This window comes from Romboutsia sp., from assembly GCF_056995035.1.
Genome location: NZ_JBXKIW010000057.1, coordinates 1 through 18,243 on the forward strand (window position 1 = coordinate 1; position 18,243 = coordinate 18,243).

General features: G+C 29.7%; 9 protein-coding genes, 1 rRNA gene and 1 other RNA gene. All 11 read left to right on the forward strand.

The window, feature by feature from the left end; genetic code table 11:
- Positions 1 to 102, forward strand: a 5S ribosomal RNA gene (rrf, locus tag AC11VW_RS09175); the annotation flags it as partial.
- A 375-nt stretch (positions 103 to 477) separates the two neighbouring features.
- Positions 478 to 3,027 (forward strand): cell wall-binding repeat-containing protein, encoded by a 2,550-nt coding sequence (locus AC11VW_RS09180; RefSeq protein WP_484301109.1) that lies wholly within the window; start codon positions 478 to 480, stop codon positions 3,025 to 3,027.
- 76 nt (positions 3,028 to 3,103) lie between these two features.
- An RNA gene (rnpB, locus tag AC11VW_RS09185) (RNase P RNA component class A) lies at positions 3,104 to 3,443 on the forward strand.
- 112 nt (positions 3,444 to 3,555) lie between these two features.
- Positions 3,556 to 4,470, forward strand: coding sequence for a UTP--glucose-1-phosphate uridylyltransferase GalU (gene galU, locus AC11VW_RS09190; protein WP_484301110.1), 915 nt, complete (start codon positions 3,556 to 3,558; stop codon positions 4,468 to 4,470).
- A 32-nt stretch (positions 4,471 to 4,502) separates the two neighbouring features.
- A complete protein-coding gene (gene galE / locus AC11VW_RS09195; RefSeq protein ID WP_484301111.1) occupies positions 4,503 to 5,516 on the forward strand; it encodes a UDP-glucose 4-epimerase GalE in 1,014 nt (337 codons plus the stop codon).
- A 265-nt stretch (positions 5,517 to 5,781) separates the two neighbouring features.
- The gene (locus AC11VW_RS09200; RefSeq protein WP_484301112.1) at positions 5,782 to 7,155 is read left to right on the forward strand and encodes a L,D-transpeptidase family protein; all 1,374 of its coding nucleotides are present in this window, start codon (positions 5,782 to 5,784) and stop codon (positions 7,153 to 7,155) included.
- A gap of 146 nt (positions 7,156 to 7,301) precedes the next feature.
- Positions 7,302 to 9,389, forward strand: coding sequence for a cell wall-binding repeat-containing protein (locus AC11VW_RS09205; RefSeq protein ID WP_484301113.1), 2,088 nt, complete (start codon positions 7,302 to 7,304; stop codon positions 9,387 to 9,389).
- A 264-nt stretch (positions 9,390 to 9,653) separates the two neighbouring features.
- Positions 9,654 to 11,075 (forward strand): MBOAT family O-acyltransferase, encoded by a 1,422-nt coding sequence (locus AC11VW_RS09210; RefSeq protein WP_484301114.1) that lies wholly within the window; start codon positions 9,654 to 9,656, stop codon positions 11,073 to 11,075.
- 11 nt (positions 11,076 to 11,086) lie between these two features.
- On the forward strand, positions 11,087 to 12,262 hold the full coding sequence (locus AC11VW_RS09215) for a DHHW family protein (protein ID WP_484301115.1): 1,176 nt from the start codon (positions 11,087 to 11,089) through the stop codon (positions 12,260 to 12,262).
- Between the two features lie 165 nt (positions 12,263 to 12,427).
- Positions 12,428 to 15,541 (forward strand): cell wall-binding repeat-containing protein, encoded by a 3,114-nt coding sequence (locus tag AC11VW_RS09220; RefSeq protein WP_484301116.1) that lies wholly within the window; start codon positions 12,428 to 12,430, stop codon positions 15,539 to 15,541.
- A 385-nt stretch (positions 15,542 to 15,926) separates the two neighbouring features.
- A complete protein-coding gene (locus tag AC11VW_RS09225; protein WP_484301117.1) occupies positions 15,927 to 18,152 on the forward strand; it encodes a cell wall-binding repeat-containing protein in 2,226 nt (741 codons plus the stop codon).
- Positions 18,153 to 18,243: the final 91 nt, after the last annotated feature.

Below are 18,243 nucleotides of genomic sequence, written 5' to 3' on the forward strand. Positions count from 1 at the left end.
AAAGAGGATACACCTGTTCCCATTCCGAACACAGAAGTTAAGCTCTTTAGCGCTGATGGTACTTGGTGGGCAACTGCCTGGGAGAGTAAGACGTAGCCACGTAATCTTTTTTTGTGTGTAAATTTATTGAACTAGGATAAAATATCCTAGTTTTTTATAGCACATAGGAAATTATCTTCATTTTAATATTGTGGATAAATATAATTTTCGTATATGTGCTTCAAAAAAGTATTCCTTATAAGTCTTCAATTGAAGACTTTTTTATATTTTAAGGTATTATAACTTATCTGATTTGTGGATAAGTTATAATATCAACCGCTAAGCTTGAGCAACGGACCTGTCTTTTAGGTCATTGGCGACATGAGTGAAGCGAATTTTTTTATTTGAAAAATAATAAATTTACTAATTTATTAAAACATGTTAAGATATTATAAATGTTGAATTATGAAGAATACGGCATTATAAGGGGGAAAAATATTGACATTACTAAAAAAGACTATAATAAGTACAATGACGTTATGTTTAGCAATAGTAAATATAACTAGCTTAACCTTTGCAAACCCAAATATAGAAAATCATCAAATACAAGAAGCTATAAATCAAACAGAGCCATTTGTAATTACAGATGATATAGAAATACAAAAGAAAAAATCAGATATTTCTTCAGAACAAATTGTAATTGATTATTTAAGTAAACTAGAAACAACATCAACTTTTAAGCTTAAATTGAAAGAAAATGATGAAAAAGATGAGCAGGTAATAATAAGATTACAACAATACATCAATAACATACCAATATATGGTTCAGATATAGTAGCTTGTGTAGACTATAGTGGAAACATAAAATCAATTTCAGGATATATAGAACCAACATCAGTAACATTAGAAGATTTTAAATATAAATTGAATATAACAAAAGAACAATCAATAAATATAGCAACAAATAAACTTAAAGCAACAGGAAAGAAAGATATAGAGTCAGAATTATATGTATATAAAAATCAAGACAAATATACACTTGCATATAAGGTTGATATAAAAGTATTAGGAAAAGAATTACACAATCAAACTATGTTCATAGATGCTAAGGATGGAAATATAATACAGCAATATGAAAATGTAAACAAGATAGTTAAAACTAACATAACTAAGGCAAAAGGCGTATTTGGAGATGAAAAAGATATACAAGTAGTATACAAGCAAGGTGAATCAAATTTTAAAGATGGAAATTATTTTATAGATAAAACAAGAGGAATGACTCCAATACAAACAGTTGATGCAAATGGACAATACTACTCTATATATAATATGATTAATTCTGTTGAAAATTATACAAAATACTATAGCGAAAATTTACAACAAAGTGATGGAAAGTTTGTAGACGCACATTACTATGCAGGAAAAGCCTATGATTTTTATTATAATAAATTTGATAGAGATGGATTAGATGGAAAAGGGAAAAAACCAGTTGTATTTGCAAACGTAGATATGCCTGGAAATGCTTTCTCTACACAAATTGATGGGAAAGATGTTTTAGCTTTTGGAAATGGAGATTTATATACTTATGATTCATCAGGTTCAATAGATATAGTAGCGCATGAATATACTCACTCAATAACAACGAATACAGCAGGATTAGAATATGTTTCTCAATCAGGTGCTATAGATGAAGCTTATGCAGATATATTTGGAACTTTAATAGAACATAGCTATAAAACTGACTTTAACTGGATTATGGGAGAAGACTTTCTAAAATATGGATATATAAGAGACTTAAGTAATCCAGAAATAGATCATGTAAGCAAGTTAAAGGTATGTAATAAATCTCATGCACATGATTTAAGCTGTGATAATAACTATGTTCATGATAATAGTGGAGTGATATGTAAATTAGCATATCTAATATCACAGGGAGGCACTAATGATAATATTAGTGTTAAAGGTATTGGAGAAGAAAGAATGGGTGAAATTTTTTATAATGCTCTTACAGAAGGATTATATTCTCAATCAGACTTCAAACATTTAGGTGAAGTATTATTATCAAAAACTCAAACTGATAGTGAAAAAGAAACAATAGAAAATGCATTAAAATCAGTAGGAATAATACCTAAATACGATGTTACTACAAATGAACTAGTAGGAAGCACAAGATATGAAACTGCTATAAAGGTAAGTCAAAATGGATGGAGTGCAGCAAATAGCGTAGTACTTGTAAATTCAAGCTCTATTGTAGATGCACTTTCTGCTACACCTTTTGCTAAGTCTAAGGATGCTCCTATACTTTTGACGGAAAGTAGTAGCTTAAATGATCAAACTAAAAAAGAAATAGTTAGACTACAAACTAAAAATGTATATGTAATAGGGGGAACTGGTGCAGTATCTGAAAATATAGCTTCTCAACTAAAATCTATGGGATTAACAATTGATAGAATTAGTGGTGAAGATAGATATAAAACTTCACTAGAAATAGCAAAAAGGCTAGGTACTATATCTGAAGTATCTATTGTAAATGGTGTTACTGGTTTAGCTGATGCAGTTTCAATCGCTCCAGTTGCAGCCAATAAAAATATGCCAATAGTACTTTCTTCACCAACGCAAGGAATAAAGATATTTGATGAATTTATAAAAAGTAATAATATAACAACATCTTATATTATAGGAAGTGAAAATGCTGTTTCAAATGAAATAGCTAGTAAATTGCCTAATGCAAAAAGATTAGGTGGTCAAAATAGAAATGAAACAAATGCACTGATAATTCAAAACTTTTATACAAGTAAAGAATTAAATAATATATTCGTAGCTAAAGATGGAATGAAAAATAAAGATAACTTAATAGATGCATTATCAGTAGGAGTATTAGCAGCAAAAGAAAGTTCTCCAGTGGTTATAGTAGGAAATGGATTAGACCCTAAGCAACAAAACTTATTATTATCTAAAAATCCTAAAGAATTAACTAGAGTTGGGGGCAATGGTAATGAGAATGCATTTACTCAACTATTAAATATGTTTAGATATGGATTGGGTTAATTTAAAATAATTAGTTAAAATTAACTTTTGACATAATTTAAAATTCATGATAATATAATACAAGTCAATTAAATATTAAGTAAGCCAGACAATCGCGGGCAGCATTTGCTGCGTGAGGAAAGTCGGAGCTCCATAGAGCAGGGTGCTAGGTAACGCCTAGTGGGAGTGATCCTTAGGATAGTGCAACAGAAAAGAACCGCCACTTATGTGGTAAGGATGAAAAAGTGAGGTAAGAGCTCACTATGGACTAGGTGACTAGTCTCATGTGTAAACCCCACCTGGAGCAAGACCAAGATAGGGCTAAAAGGATGTTGCTCGCATCCTCCGGTTGGTAGGTCGCTTGAGCCTATTGGTGACAATAGGCCTAGAAAGATGATTGTCTAATACAGAACTCCGCTTATAGACTTGCTCAATATTTTGACATGAACACTAGACATTCTAGTGTTTTTTTATTGCATAAATTGAAGAAAAAGCATAAATATGATATATTAAAGATATAATAGTGTAAAATTATGGAGGAAATAAAATATGACAGTTAAAAAAGCAATAATACCAGCGGCTGGTTTAGGGACGAGATTTTTACCCGCAACAAAGTCACAGCCAAAGGAAATGCTTCCAATCGTAGATAAACCAACATTACAATATATAATAGAAGAAGCAATAAATTCAGGAATAGAAGAAATACTTATAATAACAGGTCGTAACAAAAAATCTATAGAGGATCATTTTGATAAATCTGTGGAATTAGAGTTAGAATTAGAACAAAAAGGCAAACAAGAAATGTTAGAAATGGTAAGAGATATATCTAACATGGTAAATATACACTATATTAGACAAAAAGAGCCAAAAGGACTTGGACATGCTATACACTGTGCGAAGAGTTTCATAGGAAACGAGCCTTTCGCAGTATTATTAGGTGATGATATAGTTGATTGTGAAACACCTTGTTTAAAACAACTAATAGGTGCGTATAATGAGTATAAGACAAGCATATTAGGAGTACAGGAAGTAGCTAATGAAGATACTAATAAGTACGGAATATTAGATGTTAAGCACATAGAAGATAGAGTATACAAAGTAAAAGATATGGTAGAAAAGCCATTAGTTGAAGAAGCACCATCAAATGTAGCCATACTTGGTAGATACATAATAACACCAGCTATATTTGATATATTAGAAAATCAAGAACCTGGAAAAGGTGGAGAAATTCAATTAACAGATGCACTAAAGACTCTTGGAGAGCAAGAAGCTATATATGCATATAACTTTGAAGGAAGAAGATATGATGTAGGAGACAAATTTGGTTTCTTAGAAGCAACTATAGACTTTGCTTTAAAAAGAGAAAACCTAAGAGATGATTTAATAAACTACATGAGAAAAGTAGTAAGAGATGCAGATAATAACGCAGAAGCTGTACAAGAAGTAGCTATTGATAAAGAATAATTTTAATTTATTATAGAAAGAGAGTGAAAACTATGGCAGTTTTAGTAACTGGGGGAGCAGGCTATATAGGAAGTCATACTTGTATAGAACTTTTAGAAGCAGGTTATGAAGTAATTATAGTAGATAATTTATGTAATAGCGATAGGATAATATTAGATAAAATAAAAGAATTATCAGGAAAAACTCCTAAATTCTATGAAATAGATATAATAGAAAAAGATAAACTAGAAGTAGTATTTAAAGAAAATAAAATTGATTCAGTAATACACTTTGCAGCATTTAAAGCAGTAGGAGAATCTGTTTCTATGCCATTAGAGTATTACACAAATAATTTAATAAATACATTAGTGTTATTTGAATTAATGAAAAAGTATGATATAAATAAATTTGTATTTAGTTCATCGGCAACAGTTTATGGGGATCCACATACATGCCCTATACTAGAAGAATTTCCGTTATCAGTTACTAATCCTTATGGAAGAACAAAACTGATGGTAGAAGATATGATAAGAGATATATGCCATGTAGATAAATCATTAGACATAGCTATACTTAGATATTTTAATCCAATAGGAGCACATAAAAGTGGTAAAATAGGTGAAGAGCCAAATGGAGTGCCTAACAACATAATGCCATATATAACTAAAGTAGCTGTAGGACAATTGCCATATCTAAATGTATTTGGAAATGACTATCAAACACATGATGGAACAGGTGTAAGAGATTATATACATGTATTAGACTTAGCTAACGGACATGTTAAGGCATTAGAAAAATTATCAGAAAATCCTGGATTAGTTACATATAATTTAGGTACAGGTAAAGGATATAGTGTACTTGACTTAGTAAAAGCATTTTCAAAAGCTAGTAATATAGAAATACCATATAAAATAGCATCAAGAAGAGAAGGAGATATAGCTACTTGTTATGCAGATCCTACAAAAGCTGAAAAAGAGTTGAAATGGAAAGCTAAGTATTCAATAGAAGAAATGTGTCAAGATTCATGGAGATGGCAAAGTAATAATCCTAATGGATATAAAAAATAAAATATAATCTATATTAAAAATACTTGTGCTTAAATTGTATACAAGTGTTTTTATTATGGAGATATCTTAGAAAATAAAAATTTAAAAAAGATATTTTAAAAAGCGTCTAAAAACAAGACGCTTTATTTTTTTGCAACAAATTATTTTGAATAAAAACAAATAAAAGCTACAAAAGTGTTGAAAATACAAGGATTTAAGGGGAAAAAGATTAAAGGGAAAATCTTAAAAAAGTCTAATTATTAAATATTGTAGAGGGGGAGGGTCGATGGATAAAAAAATAAAAAAGTATCTAACTATAATATTTACATTAGTACTAGTAATAGCAATATCAGTACCAACAATGCCATATGTAGAAGCAGCAAGTAAACATATGATAATAATCAATACCAAAACAAATAGATTAGGATACTATGTAAACAATAAACTGGTAAAAGAATTTGCAGTAGCAACAGGAAAAAAAAGCACACCAACACCAACGGGTAAATGTAAAATAGTAAATAAAATAAAGAATAGACCATACTACTCAAAAGGAATACCAGGAGGAAGTCCAAGAAATCCTTTAGGAGACAGATGGTTAGGGTTAAGTATAAATGGAACTTTTGGCACAACGTATGCGATACATGGAAATAATAAGGAAAGTTCAATAGGAAAGCATATATCAGGTGGATGTATAAGAATGCATAACAAAGAAGTAAGATGGCTATTTGATCAAATACCAAATAAAAGCGATGTGATTTTAAAATACACAGACCAAAGTTTTAAACAAATTGCAGCAGGTTATGGAATAAAATTAGAAGAAACAAACAAACCAAACAAACCTAACCCACCAAAACCATCAATAAAAACAGGTTGGGAAAATAAAGATGGTAAAACATATTACTATAATTCAAAAGGACAAAAAGTAACAAGCTGGCAAATAATAAACAGTAAAAAATATTACTTCGATTCAAATGGAGTAATGCAAAAACAATTTAAGACGATAAATAATCAAACTTATTACTTCGCAGCAGATGGAATAATGAGAAGTGGATGGCAAGTAATAAACGGTAAAAAATATTACTTTGACTCAAATGGACTAATGCAAAAACAACTTAAAACAATAAATAATAAAATGTATTACTTCGGAGCAGACGGAGTAATGAAAACTGGATGGCAAACAATAAATAACAAGAAATACTACTTTACAAATGAAGGATATGCAGTAGTAGGATCAACACAAATAGATGGTAAAACATACTTCTTTGATAACAATGGACAATTAGCATCAGGATGGCAGACTTACAACGGATATAAATATTACTTTGGTAAAGATGGAGTAGCATTAACAGGATGGCAAACAATAGACGGTAAAAAATACTACTTCAATCCAGATGGAACAATGCAACAAAGATGGGAAGAATTAAATGGTAATATGTACTATTTCAATGCAGATGGAAGTATTCAAATAGGATGGGCAACTATAGATGGTAATAAGTATTACTTTAATTCGCAAGGAGCAATGCAAAAAGGATTACAAACAATAGATTCAAAAACATATTACTTCTATGAAGATGGAAAAATGGCTATAAATACAGTTGTAGAAAATGGAATGGAAATAGATGCAGATGGAGTAGTGATAGGACAAAATAGTAATATATAATAAAACAATAGATATTATAAAATAAAGCATTTACTTAAAAAAGTAAGTGCTTTTCTAATTGATATGCACACAAAACTTAGATACAATTACCTTTATATGGAAAAATTAACCATAAATATTTTTGAAAATAACATGAGGTGGAGAATATGTTAAAGAGAAAAAAACAAATAATAGCAAAAGTGATGGCTACAACAATGTTAGCATCAACACTATCATTAACATTTACAACAACAAATGTTAATGCATCACAAACAAAATCAACGGTATCAACTACTAAAATATCAGGGGACGATAGATACGAAACAGCCGTTAAAATAAGCAAAAAACTAAAACCATTATTTTCAAGTCATGCGATAATAGTAAATGGACAAAAAGGAATCGTAGATGCATTAACAGCAACTCCATATGCATCACTAAAAAATGCTCCAATACTTATGACTCAAAGCAACAAATTAAATACTGATACAAAAGAAGAATTAAAAAGACTAAGAGTTAGCACAGTGGATATAATAGGAGGAACTGCTTCAGTATCTAATAATATAAAATCTGAAATAGAAAAAATGGATATAAAAGTAAACAGAATAGCAGGAAACAATAGATATGAAACATCTTTAAAAGTAACAAAAGAGATAGACAAAATATCTGACATAACAAAAATAGCAGTAGTTAATGGAGAAGTGTTAGCAGATGCTGTAAGTGTAGGTGCACCAGCTGCTCAAAATAAAATGCCAATAATATTAGCAAATCCAAAAAAAGGATTAGATGAAGCTACTAAAAAATACTTAGATGATCAATATATAAGCGAATTTTATATAATAGGAGGTAGTGATTCAGTATCAAACGCTACTGAAAATAAATTACCTGGAACAACAGAAAGACTAGAAGGAATAAATAGACAAGATACAAATGCTAGTGTCATAGAAGAATTCTACACAAATAAATATTTAGATAATATATACGTAGCAAAATCAGGGCAAGTAAACCGAGCGGATGAAATAGCAGATGCATTAGCTGTTGGAGTACTTGCTGCAAAAAATAAAAAACCAGTTCTGTTAGTTGGTAAATCATTAGCTAGTAGTCAAAGCGATTTATTAGAAGATAAAAAGTTTACTGAGATAATCGAAATAGGAGATGGAATAAATCCATCAATTTTAGAAAATATAAAAGATACTCAAGATAGCGATAATATTATAAATCATACTAGAAATGCTTATACAGTAGATGAGTTAGAAGACGCATTATATGATGCGAAAAATGGAGATACTATAAACTTTGATCCATATAAAACTATATATGAAGATATAGATTTAAGTAGTGATAAAGATGTAACTGTTAATTTAGAAAGAAAACAAGATGGAGATGTAACAGTGAATATGGAAAATGGCACTTTAAATATACAAGAAGATATAACGGGCAATGTATATGTAAAAGACATTGAAAAGATAAATATTAGCAAATATGTAACTGTTGAACAATTACAAATAAAATCTACTGCTAATGATGCTATTATAGTTAATAAAGGCAGAGTGAAAAAATTTGATGTATTAGCAACCGGTGTTGAAATAAGTGGAAGTGGTGATATAGATATATTAAATAAACGTAAAGATACAGACATTAGTGGAGTAACTGGAAATATAGGAAATATAGACAACAATAACAATAATAATGTAGACGACAATAATATTGTATCACAAGTAACAGTACAAAATTCCAAAGAAATATTAGTGAAATTTAGTCAACCTATAGATAATATTCCAACCATAAGCATAACAGGAGGAATTTTTAATAATAAAATAAGAAAACCAAGAGTAGAATTAAGTGAAAATAAAATGTCTATGACTATAACAGCAGAACAAGGTAAGTACTTTCAAGGAAGCTATGTACTAGGATTATATGATATGAAAAGTAAAGGCAAAACATTAGATACATACAGAAAAATTATAAAGGCAGCTGATAATATAGCACCTACAGTATCAAATATTGCTTATAACAAAAACGATGATAAAATAGAAATTAATTTATCAGAACCAATAGATAGTACAACTGGAATAGTACTTCGAATAGGAGAAAAATATGTAAATCCAGATGCTATAACAGCACCTACGAAAAAGATAACATTTACAAGACCAGAAGGTATAGCACTTAATACTGATGTAGCAATATATGTATCAGGATTAAAAGATGGCTCAGGAAATTCAATGACTTCTTATAATGGAACAGTAAGAATGAAATAAGACAAATTACTCAAATAAGTGATAATACATAAAATATGAAAAAGATAGTTGTAAAGCAAATAGGAAAATAAACCCCTAAAATAAGCACTTACTTAAATAGATATGTCCCCACCAAGTGGACACTTAATATAAGAAATCGCAAGGCATTTACAAACAAAGTAAGTGCCTTGTTTTTAATAGCAATGATATAACAAAAAGTATAGATATGATATAATAATTAATTGAAACAAAAGAAAAGATGAAAACATAAGGAGGATAAGGAGTATGGTATTTAGCAGCTTAGTGTTTTTATTCGTATTTTTTCCAATAATACTAACACTATATTACCTATCAAAAGATAAATACAAAAATAGCCTATTACTAATAACAAGTCTATTTTTCTATGCATGGGGAGAGCCAACATATGTAGTAATAATGATAGCATCAATTATATCAAACTACGTGTTTGGGCTATTAGTAGCAGAAAATAAAAAACAAACTACCAGAAAAATAGGTCTAGTAATATCCATAGTATTTAACCTAGGAATGCTAGGAGTGTTCAAATATGCAGCATTTTTCATAAGTAACATAAACATAGCATTAAAAACAAACATACCAGTACCACAAATAGCACTACCACTTGGAATATCATTTTTCACATTCCAAGCAATGAGCTACGTAATAGACGTATATAGAAAAGATGCAAAAGTGCAAAACAATGTATTTAACCTAGCACTATATATAAGTCTATTCCCACAACTAGTAGCAGGACCAATAGTACGCTACCAAACAGTAGCAGACCAAATACAAGATAGAAAACACACTATAGAAAAATTTGGTGAAGGAATAAATCGATTTATAATAGGGCTAGGAAAAAAAGTAATACTATCAAATGCACTAGGAATGGTAGCGGATAGTATATTTAACACCCAAATAAACAATTTAACAGTAGTATCAACATGGATAGGAATAATAGCATACTCACTACAAATATTTTTTGATTTTAGTGGATATTCAGATATGGCAATAGGGCTTGGAAAAATGTTTGGATTTGAATTTTTAGAAAACTTCAACTATCCATACATCTCACAATCAGCATCAGAATTTTGGAGAAGATGGCACATGAGCCTAGGTTCATGGTTTAGAGACTATGTATATTTCCCACTTGGGGGAAGTAAAAAAGGAACAACAAGAACCTATATAAATTTATTTGTCGTATGGTTTCTAACAGGGTTTTGGCATGGAGCGAGCTGGACATTTATAGTATGGGGATTATATTTTGGAGTACTAATAGGAATGGAAAAAGCATTTTTAGAACAAAAAATACTAAAAAAAGTATACAAACCAATAAGACATATATACCTAATACTAGCAGTAATGATTGGATGGATATTCTTCAGAGCTGATAGCTTTAGCTACTCAATACAATATATAAAAACAATGTTTGGACTAGGAAACAATACACTATACAATGGACAAACACTAGCATATATAAACGATTACTGGTTTGTAATACTAATATCAATAACGTTTAGTATTCCAATAGTAAAATATATACAACAAAAAATACAGCATAAAAATAAAAACATACTACAAAGTAAAACCTACTATATACTACAATCAACAACACTAACAATAATATTATTAATAGTAATATTCAAACTAGTAAACTCGACATATAACCCATTTTTATACTTTAGGTTCTAAGGGAGGAGCACATGAACAAAAGACAAGCAATATACCTAACAGTACCTTTTTTAAGCATAATATTTTTAGTAGGAATAATAAACTTAATAGCAAAGGATAAAGAAATAAGTATAGCAGAAAATAGAAACCTACAACAAATGCCAACGATAGAAAATATAAAACAAAAAAACTTTACCACAACTTTTGAAACATATTATATAGATCAATTTGCAGGAAGAGATAAACTAGTAAAAACAGATATAAAGCTACAAAAAATACTAAATAAATCAACAGTAAAAGACCACTATATAACAGAAGACGGGTGGATATTAGGACTAACAGCAATAACGCCAAAAATGAGAAGTGACTATAAAGAAGACACACAGTTAATAACAAACTATGCAAACAAAGCAAAAGAATTAGGGAAAAAAACATACTACATACCACTACCACATAAAGTAAACACATTAGATTATAAATATCCAAAATACGTAGATAAAAGCTACGGGATGGAAAATAGTAAATTACTAAAAACAATGGTAGGAGAAAAAGGGTTAGAAACGATAGACGTAGGCAAATACTTTGTAGACAACTTTAATAAAAAGCAACTAGAAAATTTTTATTTTAAAACAGATCATCACTGGAATTCAATAGGAGCATACGAAGGATTTAGATATATAGTAGAAGAATTGGACAAAAAAGGGGATATAAATGTAGACCTAGATAAATATAAATATAAAACAAAATATATACGAAATAAAACATTTATGGGATCATATAACAATAATTTATATGGTGTATTTAGCACAGATGAAGACATTCCATATGTTTACATGAATAAAAAATATAACAAACAGTACTATGAAATAAAAAATAAAGAATTTCAAAGAGTAGAAGAAAACTACATTATAGGAGATAAACTAGACCAAGAGAAAATTACCTATGAAGGAGCTTACACAGGCAATCATTCTTATATAAAAATAATAAACAAAAAAGCAATAACAAATAAAAAAGTATTAATAATAAGAGATTCCTATCAAGCGCCACTAACTTGGTTATTTAGTGATATATTTGAACAAGTAGAAATAGTAGACCCAAGAAGTACAGACATGACCTACGATGAAATACTTAAAAAAAGTGACTCAGAAATAGTGATGTTTATGTTTAACAACGGAATGAGTGTATACGATATATTAAGTAAAATATAGTATTAGCATAAGCTAGTGCTATATTTTTATTTGTATACATTTTTATTGGCATATATTTACATGGGTAATATTGCCATAATAATAGAGTTACTATATAATAAAGGTAAAATAAAACAATATATTGTGAGAGATATGTTAAATTCTAATTATGAAGGAGAAAAAAGGATGTTAAAAAGAAAAAAAACACTAGCAATGATGTTAGCTGCGACGATGGTAGCATCGAGCTTAACAGCAGTAAGTGCACTTGAGCCAAAATCAATTGTAAATGATGGCAAACTATCTGGGCAAGACAGATATAAAACAGCAGTAGAGGTAAGTAAAACAGGGTGGTCTAAATCAAACCACGCAATAATAATAAATGGATTAGACGGATTAGTGGATGCACTAACAGCAACACCATATGCAGCACTTAAAGATGCTCCAATACTACTAACAAATAAAGATGCATTAGATACAAACACAGCTAATGAATTAAAAAGACTAGAAGTTAAGACTGTTGATATAGTAGGGGGAACAGGTGCGGTTTCTGATAAAGTAAAATCACAATTAGAAGATATGAACATTACTGTTAACAGAATATCAGGAAAAGATAGATATACTACAAGTTTAGCAGTGGCTAAAGCTATAGATGGTATAACAGATATATCAAAAATAGCAGTAGTAAATGGATTAACAGGATTACCTGATGCAGTAAGTGTAGGAGCACCAGCTGCTGAACAAAATATGCCTATAATACTTGCAAGTCCACAAAATGGAATAGCTAGCTCTAAATCTTTCTTAGATAGCGAAAATATAAGTAAGTCTTATGTAATAGGTTCTAATGATTCAGTATCAGATACTATAAAAAATAGCTTATATGGAACAAAGGTAAGATTAGGTGGAAAAAATAGACATGCAACTAATGCAATGGTAATGGATGAATTTTATTCACAATCAGCATTAGATAATGTATATATATCAAAATCAGGAATGAATAAGAAAAATGAGTTAGTAGATGCATTAGCAGTAGGTGCATTAGCAGCTAAGACTGATGACCCTGTAATGATAGTATCTTCTAATTTAGATTCTGTCCAAGAAGCATTCTTAAAGGAAAAGAAAGTAAGTAAAGTTACTCAAGTTGGTGATGGTATATCTAGTAGTGTTGTACAAGCTATAAAGAACACACAAGTTACGCCGGAAGCTAAGGCTACTAGTGCTAGAAGTATTGATTCTAAGACAGTAGAGATAACTGGAAGTAACTTAGATTTAATAGATAAGACTAAGGTAAGTATGACTAATAATACTGTATCATCATACAGTGTATCAACTGACAAGAATAAAGCTACTCTTAAACTTGACAAAGACTTTGCTGAGGGAAGCAACTCTATATCTATTAATAGCAACTTAGGAAATAAAGTTAACCTTAGCTTTACATATACTAAGCCAAATGTACCTATTACGGAAGTAAGAAGTGTTGAAGCTATTACTAGTGAAGTTGCAGCTAAGATGAGCGGTGTACAATACTTAGAGTTTACTTTAAATGGTGGGACAAAAAAGACTGTAGATGAATTAAAATCTATGGGATATGAAATACAATTTAGAACAAAAAATCCAGGAGTCCTTTATGGAACTAGCACAAAAAATACTGACGGATATTATGTATCAGAGTATGGTAAATTAAATCCAAGCTTAGATGAAAACACTTATAGCTATGATGTAGTTATAAAAAAGGATAAAAAAGAAGTAAAAAGTATTACTAAAGCATTTGATGCTAAAGTAGATACTACTGAATATAAAGAAATAAAGCATGAGCTTAAATTAGGTGATAATGATAATGCTACTGATACAAATCTAGATAATAATATAGTATTAAATAGCAATAAAATGATTATAGGTGAAACAGTAGCAATAGCAAATGTAAAAGCTATAGATAAAGACAATAAAGAATATATAAATCCAACAATGACAATAAAATCTTCTGATGAGTCAATTGTTAAAGTAACAGGAACAAACACTATACAAGCTAAAAGAAACGGAACTGCTACAATAACTATAAAAGTTGGAAAAACTGAAAAAATATTTAGTATAGAAGTTAGAGATGAAGCTCGTAAAGTAAACACTGTATCTTTATCAAAAAGCAGTATAAAATTGTTAAATGGTACAAATGATACTACAGTAGCTACTATAAAAGACCAATATGGAGATTTTATTAAAGGTACAACACTTGTTGTTGAAGATGCAAAAATAAAGGATGCAACTATAGCAACTAAAACAGAAATAACAATAAGTAATGAAAAAGGTGAAAGTACAATAACTATAACAGCACATAGTGCTAACGTTGGTAGTAATGCTAAAATGAATATAAAAAAGGAAGCAGCAGATACAACATCATTAACAAGTATAACTGTAAGTGTAGAAAAGGATGATAGTCAAGCAGCGCCATATTCAAGAAAATTAGAAACACAAGATAATAAAGATGATAAGTTAGATGTATATAGTGCAAATGAAGATAAAGAAATAACTTTAAAGTTAAATAACTATAATAGAAATGGTTATTTATTAAAGCAAGAAACAATAAATGATGGTAATATATACACATCTACAACAGAGCCTACATCTGACGGTATGGGTAATGGAGATTCTAAAATATGGTTAAAAACGACAAATAAGGATGCAGCAGATGTAACATTATCAGGAGATGACATAAAGGTTGTTGCTAAAAAAGATGGTAGTACAACAATAGAAGCGTATGAAACTAAGAAAAGTTTAACAGGTATAGTAACAAAAACTAGAATAGCATCTAAAACTATATATGTTTCTGATACAACACCAAAGATAACAAGCATATACAAGTATCAAAATGAAACAATAACTAAAGCTGAGAGTATAGATGTTATAAATAGATTATTAAATAATACTACGATAACTGATGATACTGTGACAAGAACTAAAGTAGATGGAGTTACTTTAAGTGGAACATCTGGAGAAGTATTATTAGATATTGATGCTACTAGTAAGGTAATTAGATTATTTATAGATAATAAAGACAATAAAAATGGAAAGTATGATAGTGGTGAAACTGTATTAGCAACTATAGAGATAGAACCTACATTAGATGTACCAAAAGCAGGAACAGATGGAAAAACTATAGACTTAACTGAAGCGTCAATTGCAGCAAAAATTAAAACAGATGGATTACAAGGTGAGATAATAGTTTATATGTATCACGGAGAAAAAGAAACTACTAATGAAAATCCATTTGATATAACTAAAATAAAAATAGATATACCTAAAGACTAAATTATTAAAGCAAAAAATCCTTAGTTCAAAAGAACTAAGGATTTTTTATTGTGAGAAATACGCTAAAAGGATGCTTAACGTATAAAATAATTATATACAAAATTCGACAAAAAGTAAAGAGTTTTAAAATTAAATTATTTATTGATTTAAAATAAGATACATAAAAAAACAATATAAAACAAAATTAGACACGATATGTATTTTTATGTAAAAATATGTAAAAATGTGTCGGAAAAAAATTCCAGTAAATATGTATAAAACTATTGAAAATAGATTGCAGGTATAATACTATAAACCTGTGAGAAATACGAAAAATAATATTGTAACAAATATTGTACATATAAAAAAGAGATGTAATTTATAATACTTGGGAGGAAATAAGATTATGAAAAAGAAAAATTTAGCTATGGCTATGGCAGCAATAACTGTTGCTGCTCCAGTAGCACAAATGGCAGTTGCAGGTACGGCTTTTGCAGCTGAACAAACAATGACAGCTGATGAAGCAGTTAAGAAAGTTGGAGAATTATTAGCAGTTAAATATACAGATCCAAGAAAAACTGGAGAAATGTTTGGAGATGCATCTGTAAAAGATATGGACTACACAAACTCTGTATATTCAATAACAGTAGATGGTGCACCAATAAAAGATACAGACCAATTAAGAGATATATTAGAGCAAGCTAAAATAGGAGACTCTAAAGTAACTATTGAAGTAGAAAACAAAGGTTTCAGAGTTGATGCAAGTGGAAACAAAGTTGCTACTGAACTTTCTAAAAATGTAAGATATGATGCTTTTGTAGGTGAAACAGTTGATATAACAGCTTATGATGCACATGTTAAAGCAAGTTTAGAAGCTATAAAAACAGATGCTGTAGCAGATGCAGCAGCAAAAAAAGCAGTAGATAAGGTAGTAGAATACAATGAAGATGATCTAGATATAGCAACAAGTCCATCTGATACAAAAGTAGACTATGTAGAAGTAACTTTAGTAAACGGTAAGAAAATAGTTTTAGATAAATACTCTGATAAATTAAACTTCAAAAAACCAGTAGATGTTAATGGAAACTATGTAGAATTAAAGGATGCTAATTTAAATACTACTGAAGGATTAAAATTAGCTAAGAATGTAGTAGGATTTGAAGTAGAAGATCAAGACAACACATCTAAAACATTCAAAGAGTATGATATAAAGAAAGTATCATTAGATGATATAGTAGTAGCTAATAACTCAACTACAATAAGCAATGATTTATCTGCTTACTATAACGGAGCTTACACAGAAGATGGTAAAGACTTATTAAAAGATATAGCAAAAAAAGTATCTTACAAAGATGGTAAGAAATATAATTTAGCTAATATAAAAATAGATGATATAGATTCTGAAAAGGGTGTTTATTCATTAGAAATTACTGGTAAGTCTGCTGAATCAGGAAAAACATTACCAGCAGGAGATAATCTTTCAATAACTGTTAAGACTACAGATCAAACTAAGTTAAAAGATTTCAAAGCAGATCTTGACATAGTTAATGCTTTCGTTTTACAAGCAGATGGAACATTAAATGCTGGAGATCAAACAACTTTAGATACTATGTTATCAACTGGACAAAGATTTGAAACTTTAGCTGGAAAGAATAGATTTGAAACAGCTGTAGAAGTAAGTAAAGCTTATGCTAAGAAACTTGATACGGCAGGTGAAAAACCTAAAGCTGTAGTATTAGTAGGATTTGATGCTGTAACTGATGGATTAGCTGCTGCTCCATTTGCTGCTGAAAAGAAAGCTCCAGTATTATTATCTCAAAAAGATTCAGTTCCAGCAGTTATTATGGATGAAATGAAGAGTGTATTAAAGGCACAAGCTACTAATGACACTGTTTATATAGTAGGTGGAAAAGACATAATATCTGAAAAAGCTGAAGCTCAAATATTAAAAGAATTAAAAGAATTAAACAAGAACATAAAGATAGAAAGAATATCTGGAGAAAATAGATTCGAAACTTCTGTTGCTATAGCTAAGAAGATGACTGTTAAAACAGATGCTTATGTTGTTGGTGGATTTGGTGAAGCAGATGCTATGTCTATAGCACCACTTGCTGTTAAAAACGAAGCTCCTATAATAGTTTCACCACAAGCTGGATTAACTACTTCTGCTAAAGATTTCTTTGAAAGAGAAGAAAGCATAAAGGATGTAAGAGTTATAGGTGGAGCTGATAGAGCTTCTGCTCAAGTAATGGCTGATGTTAAAGCTGCTGCTGGAGAACGTAAAGATGAAGCAAAGAGAGCTTTAACTACTCTTACAAGAGTATCTGGAACTAACAGACAAGATACTAATGCTAAAGTATTAGCATTATTCAGTAAAGCAAATGACGTACAAAGTATATTAGTAGCTAAAGATGGTATGGCTAGTAAGTCTCAATTAGTAGATGCTTTAACTGCTTCTGTATTAGGTCAACCAATAGTATTAAATACTAATGGATTAACTGATGATCAAGAAACAGCTATAGAAGCAATGGATGATAACACTGCTAACGCTACTAAGGCTACTCAAGTTGGTTTCGGTGTAACTTCAAAAGTTATGGATAGAATAGTTACTTTATTCGGAAATACTAAGTAATTTATAATAAATATATAATAAATAAAAGACTTCTCAATTATGAGGAGTCTTTTTTTAGCGCATAATAAATCCTCAATGGAAGACTTTTTTG

Excerpts from the sequence above, each read along its gene's own strand:
- AC11VW_RS09225 (WP_484301117.1), top strand. The coding sequence starts at position 15,927 with ATGAAAAAGAAAAATTTAGCTATGGCTATGGCAGCAATAACTGTTGCT.
- galU (WP_484301110.1), top strand. The coding sequence starts at position 3,556 with ATGACAGTTAAAAAAGCAATAATACCAGCGGCTGGTTTAGGGACGAGA.
- AC11VW_RS09200 (WP_484301112.1), top strand. The coding sequence starts at position 5,782 with ATGGATAAAAAAATAAAAAAGTATCTAACTATAATATTTACATTAGTA.
- AC11VW_RS09220 (WP_484301116.1), top strand. The coding sequence starts at position 12,428 with ATGTTAAAAAGAAAAAAAACACTAGCAATGATGTTAGCTGCGACGATG.
- AC11VW_RS09205 (WP_484301113.1), top strand. The coding sequence starts at position 7,302 with ATGTTAAAGAGAAAAAAACAAATAATAGCAAAAGTGATGGCTACAACA.
- AC11VW_RS09215 (WP_484301115.1), top strand. The coding sequence starts at position 11,087 with ATGAACAAAAGACAAGCAATATACCTAACAGTACCTTTTTTAAGCATA.
- galE (WP_484301111.1), top strand. The coding sequence starts at position 4,503 with ATGGCAGTTTTAGTAACTGGGGGAGCAGGCTATATAGGAAGTCATACT.
- AC11VW_RS09210 (WP_484301114.1), top strand. The coding sequence starts at position 9,654 with ATGGTATTTAGCAGCTTAGTGTTTTTATTCGTATTTTTTCCAATAATA.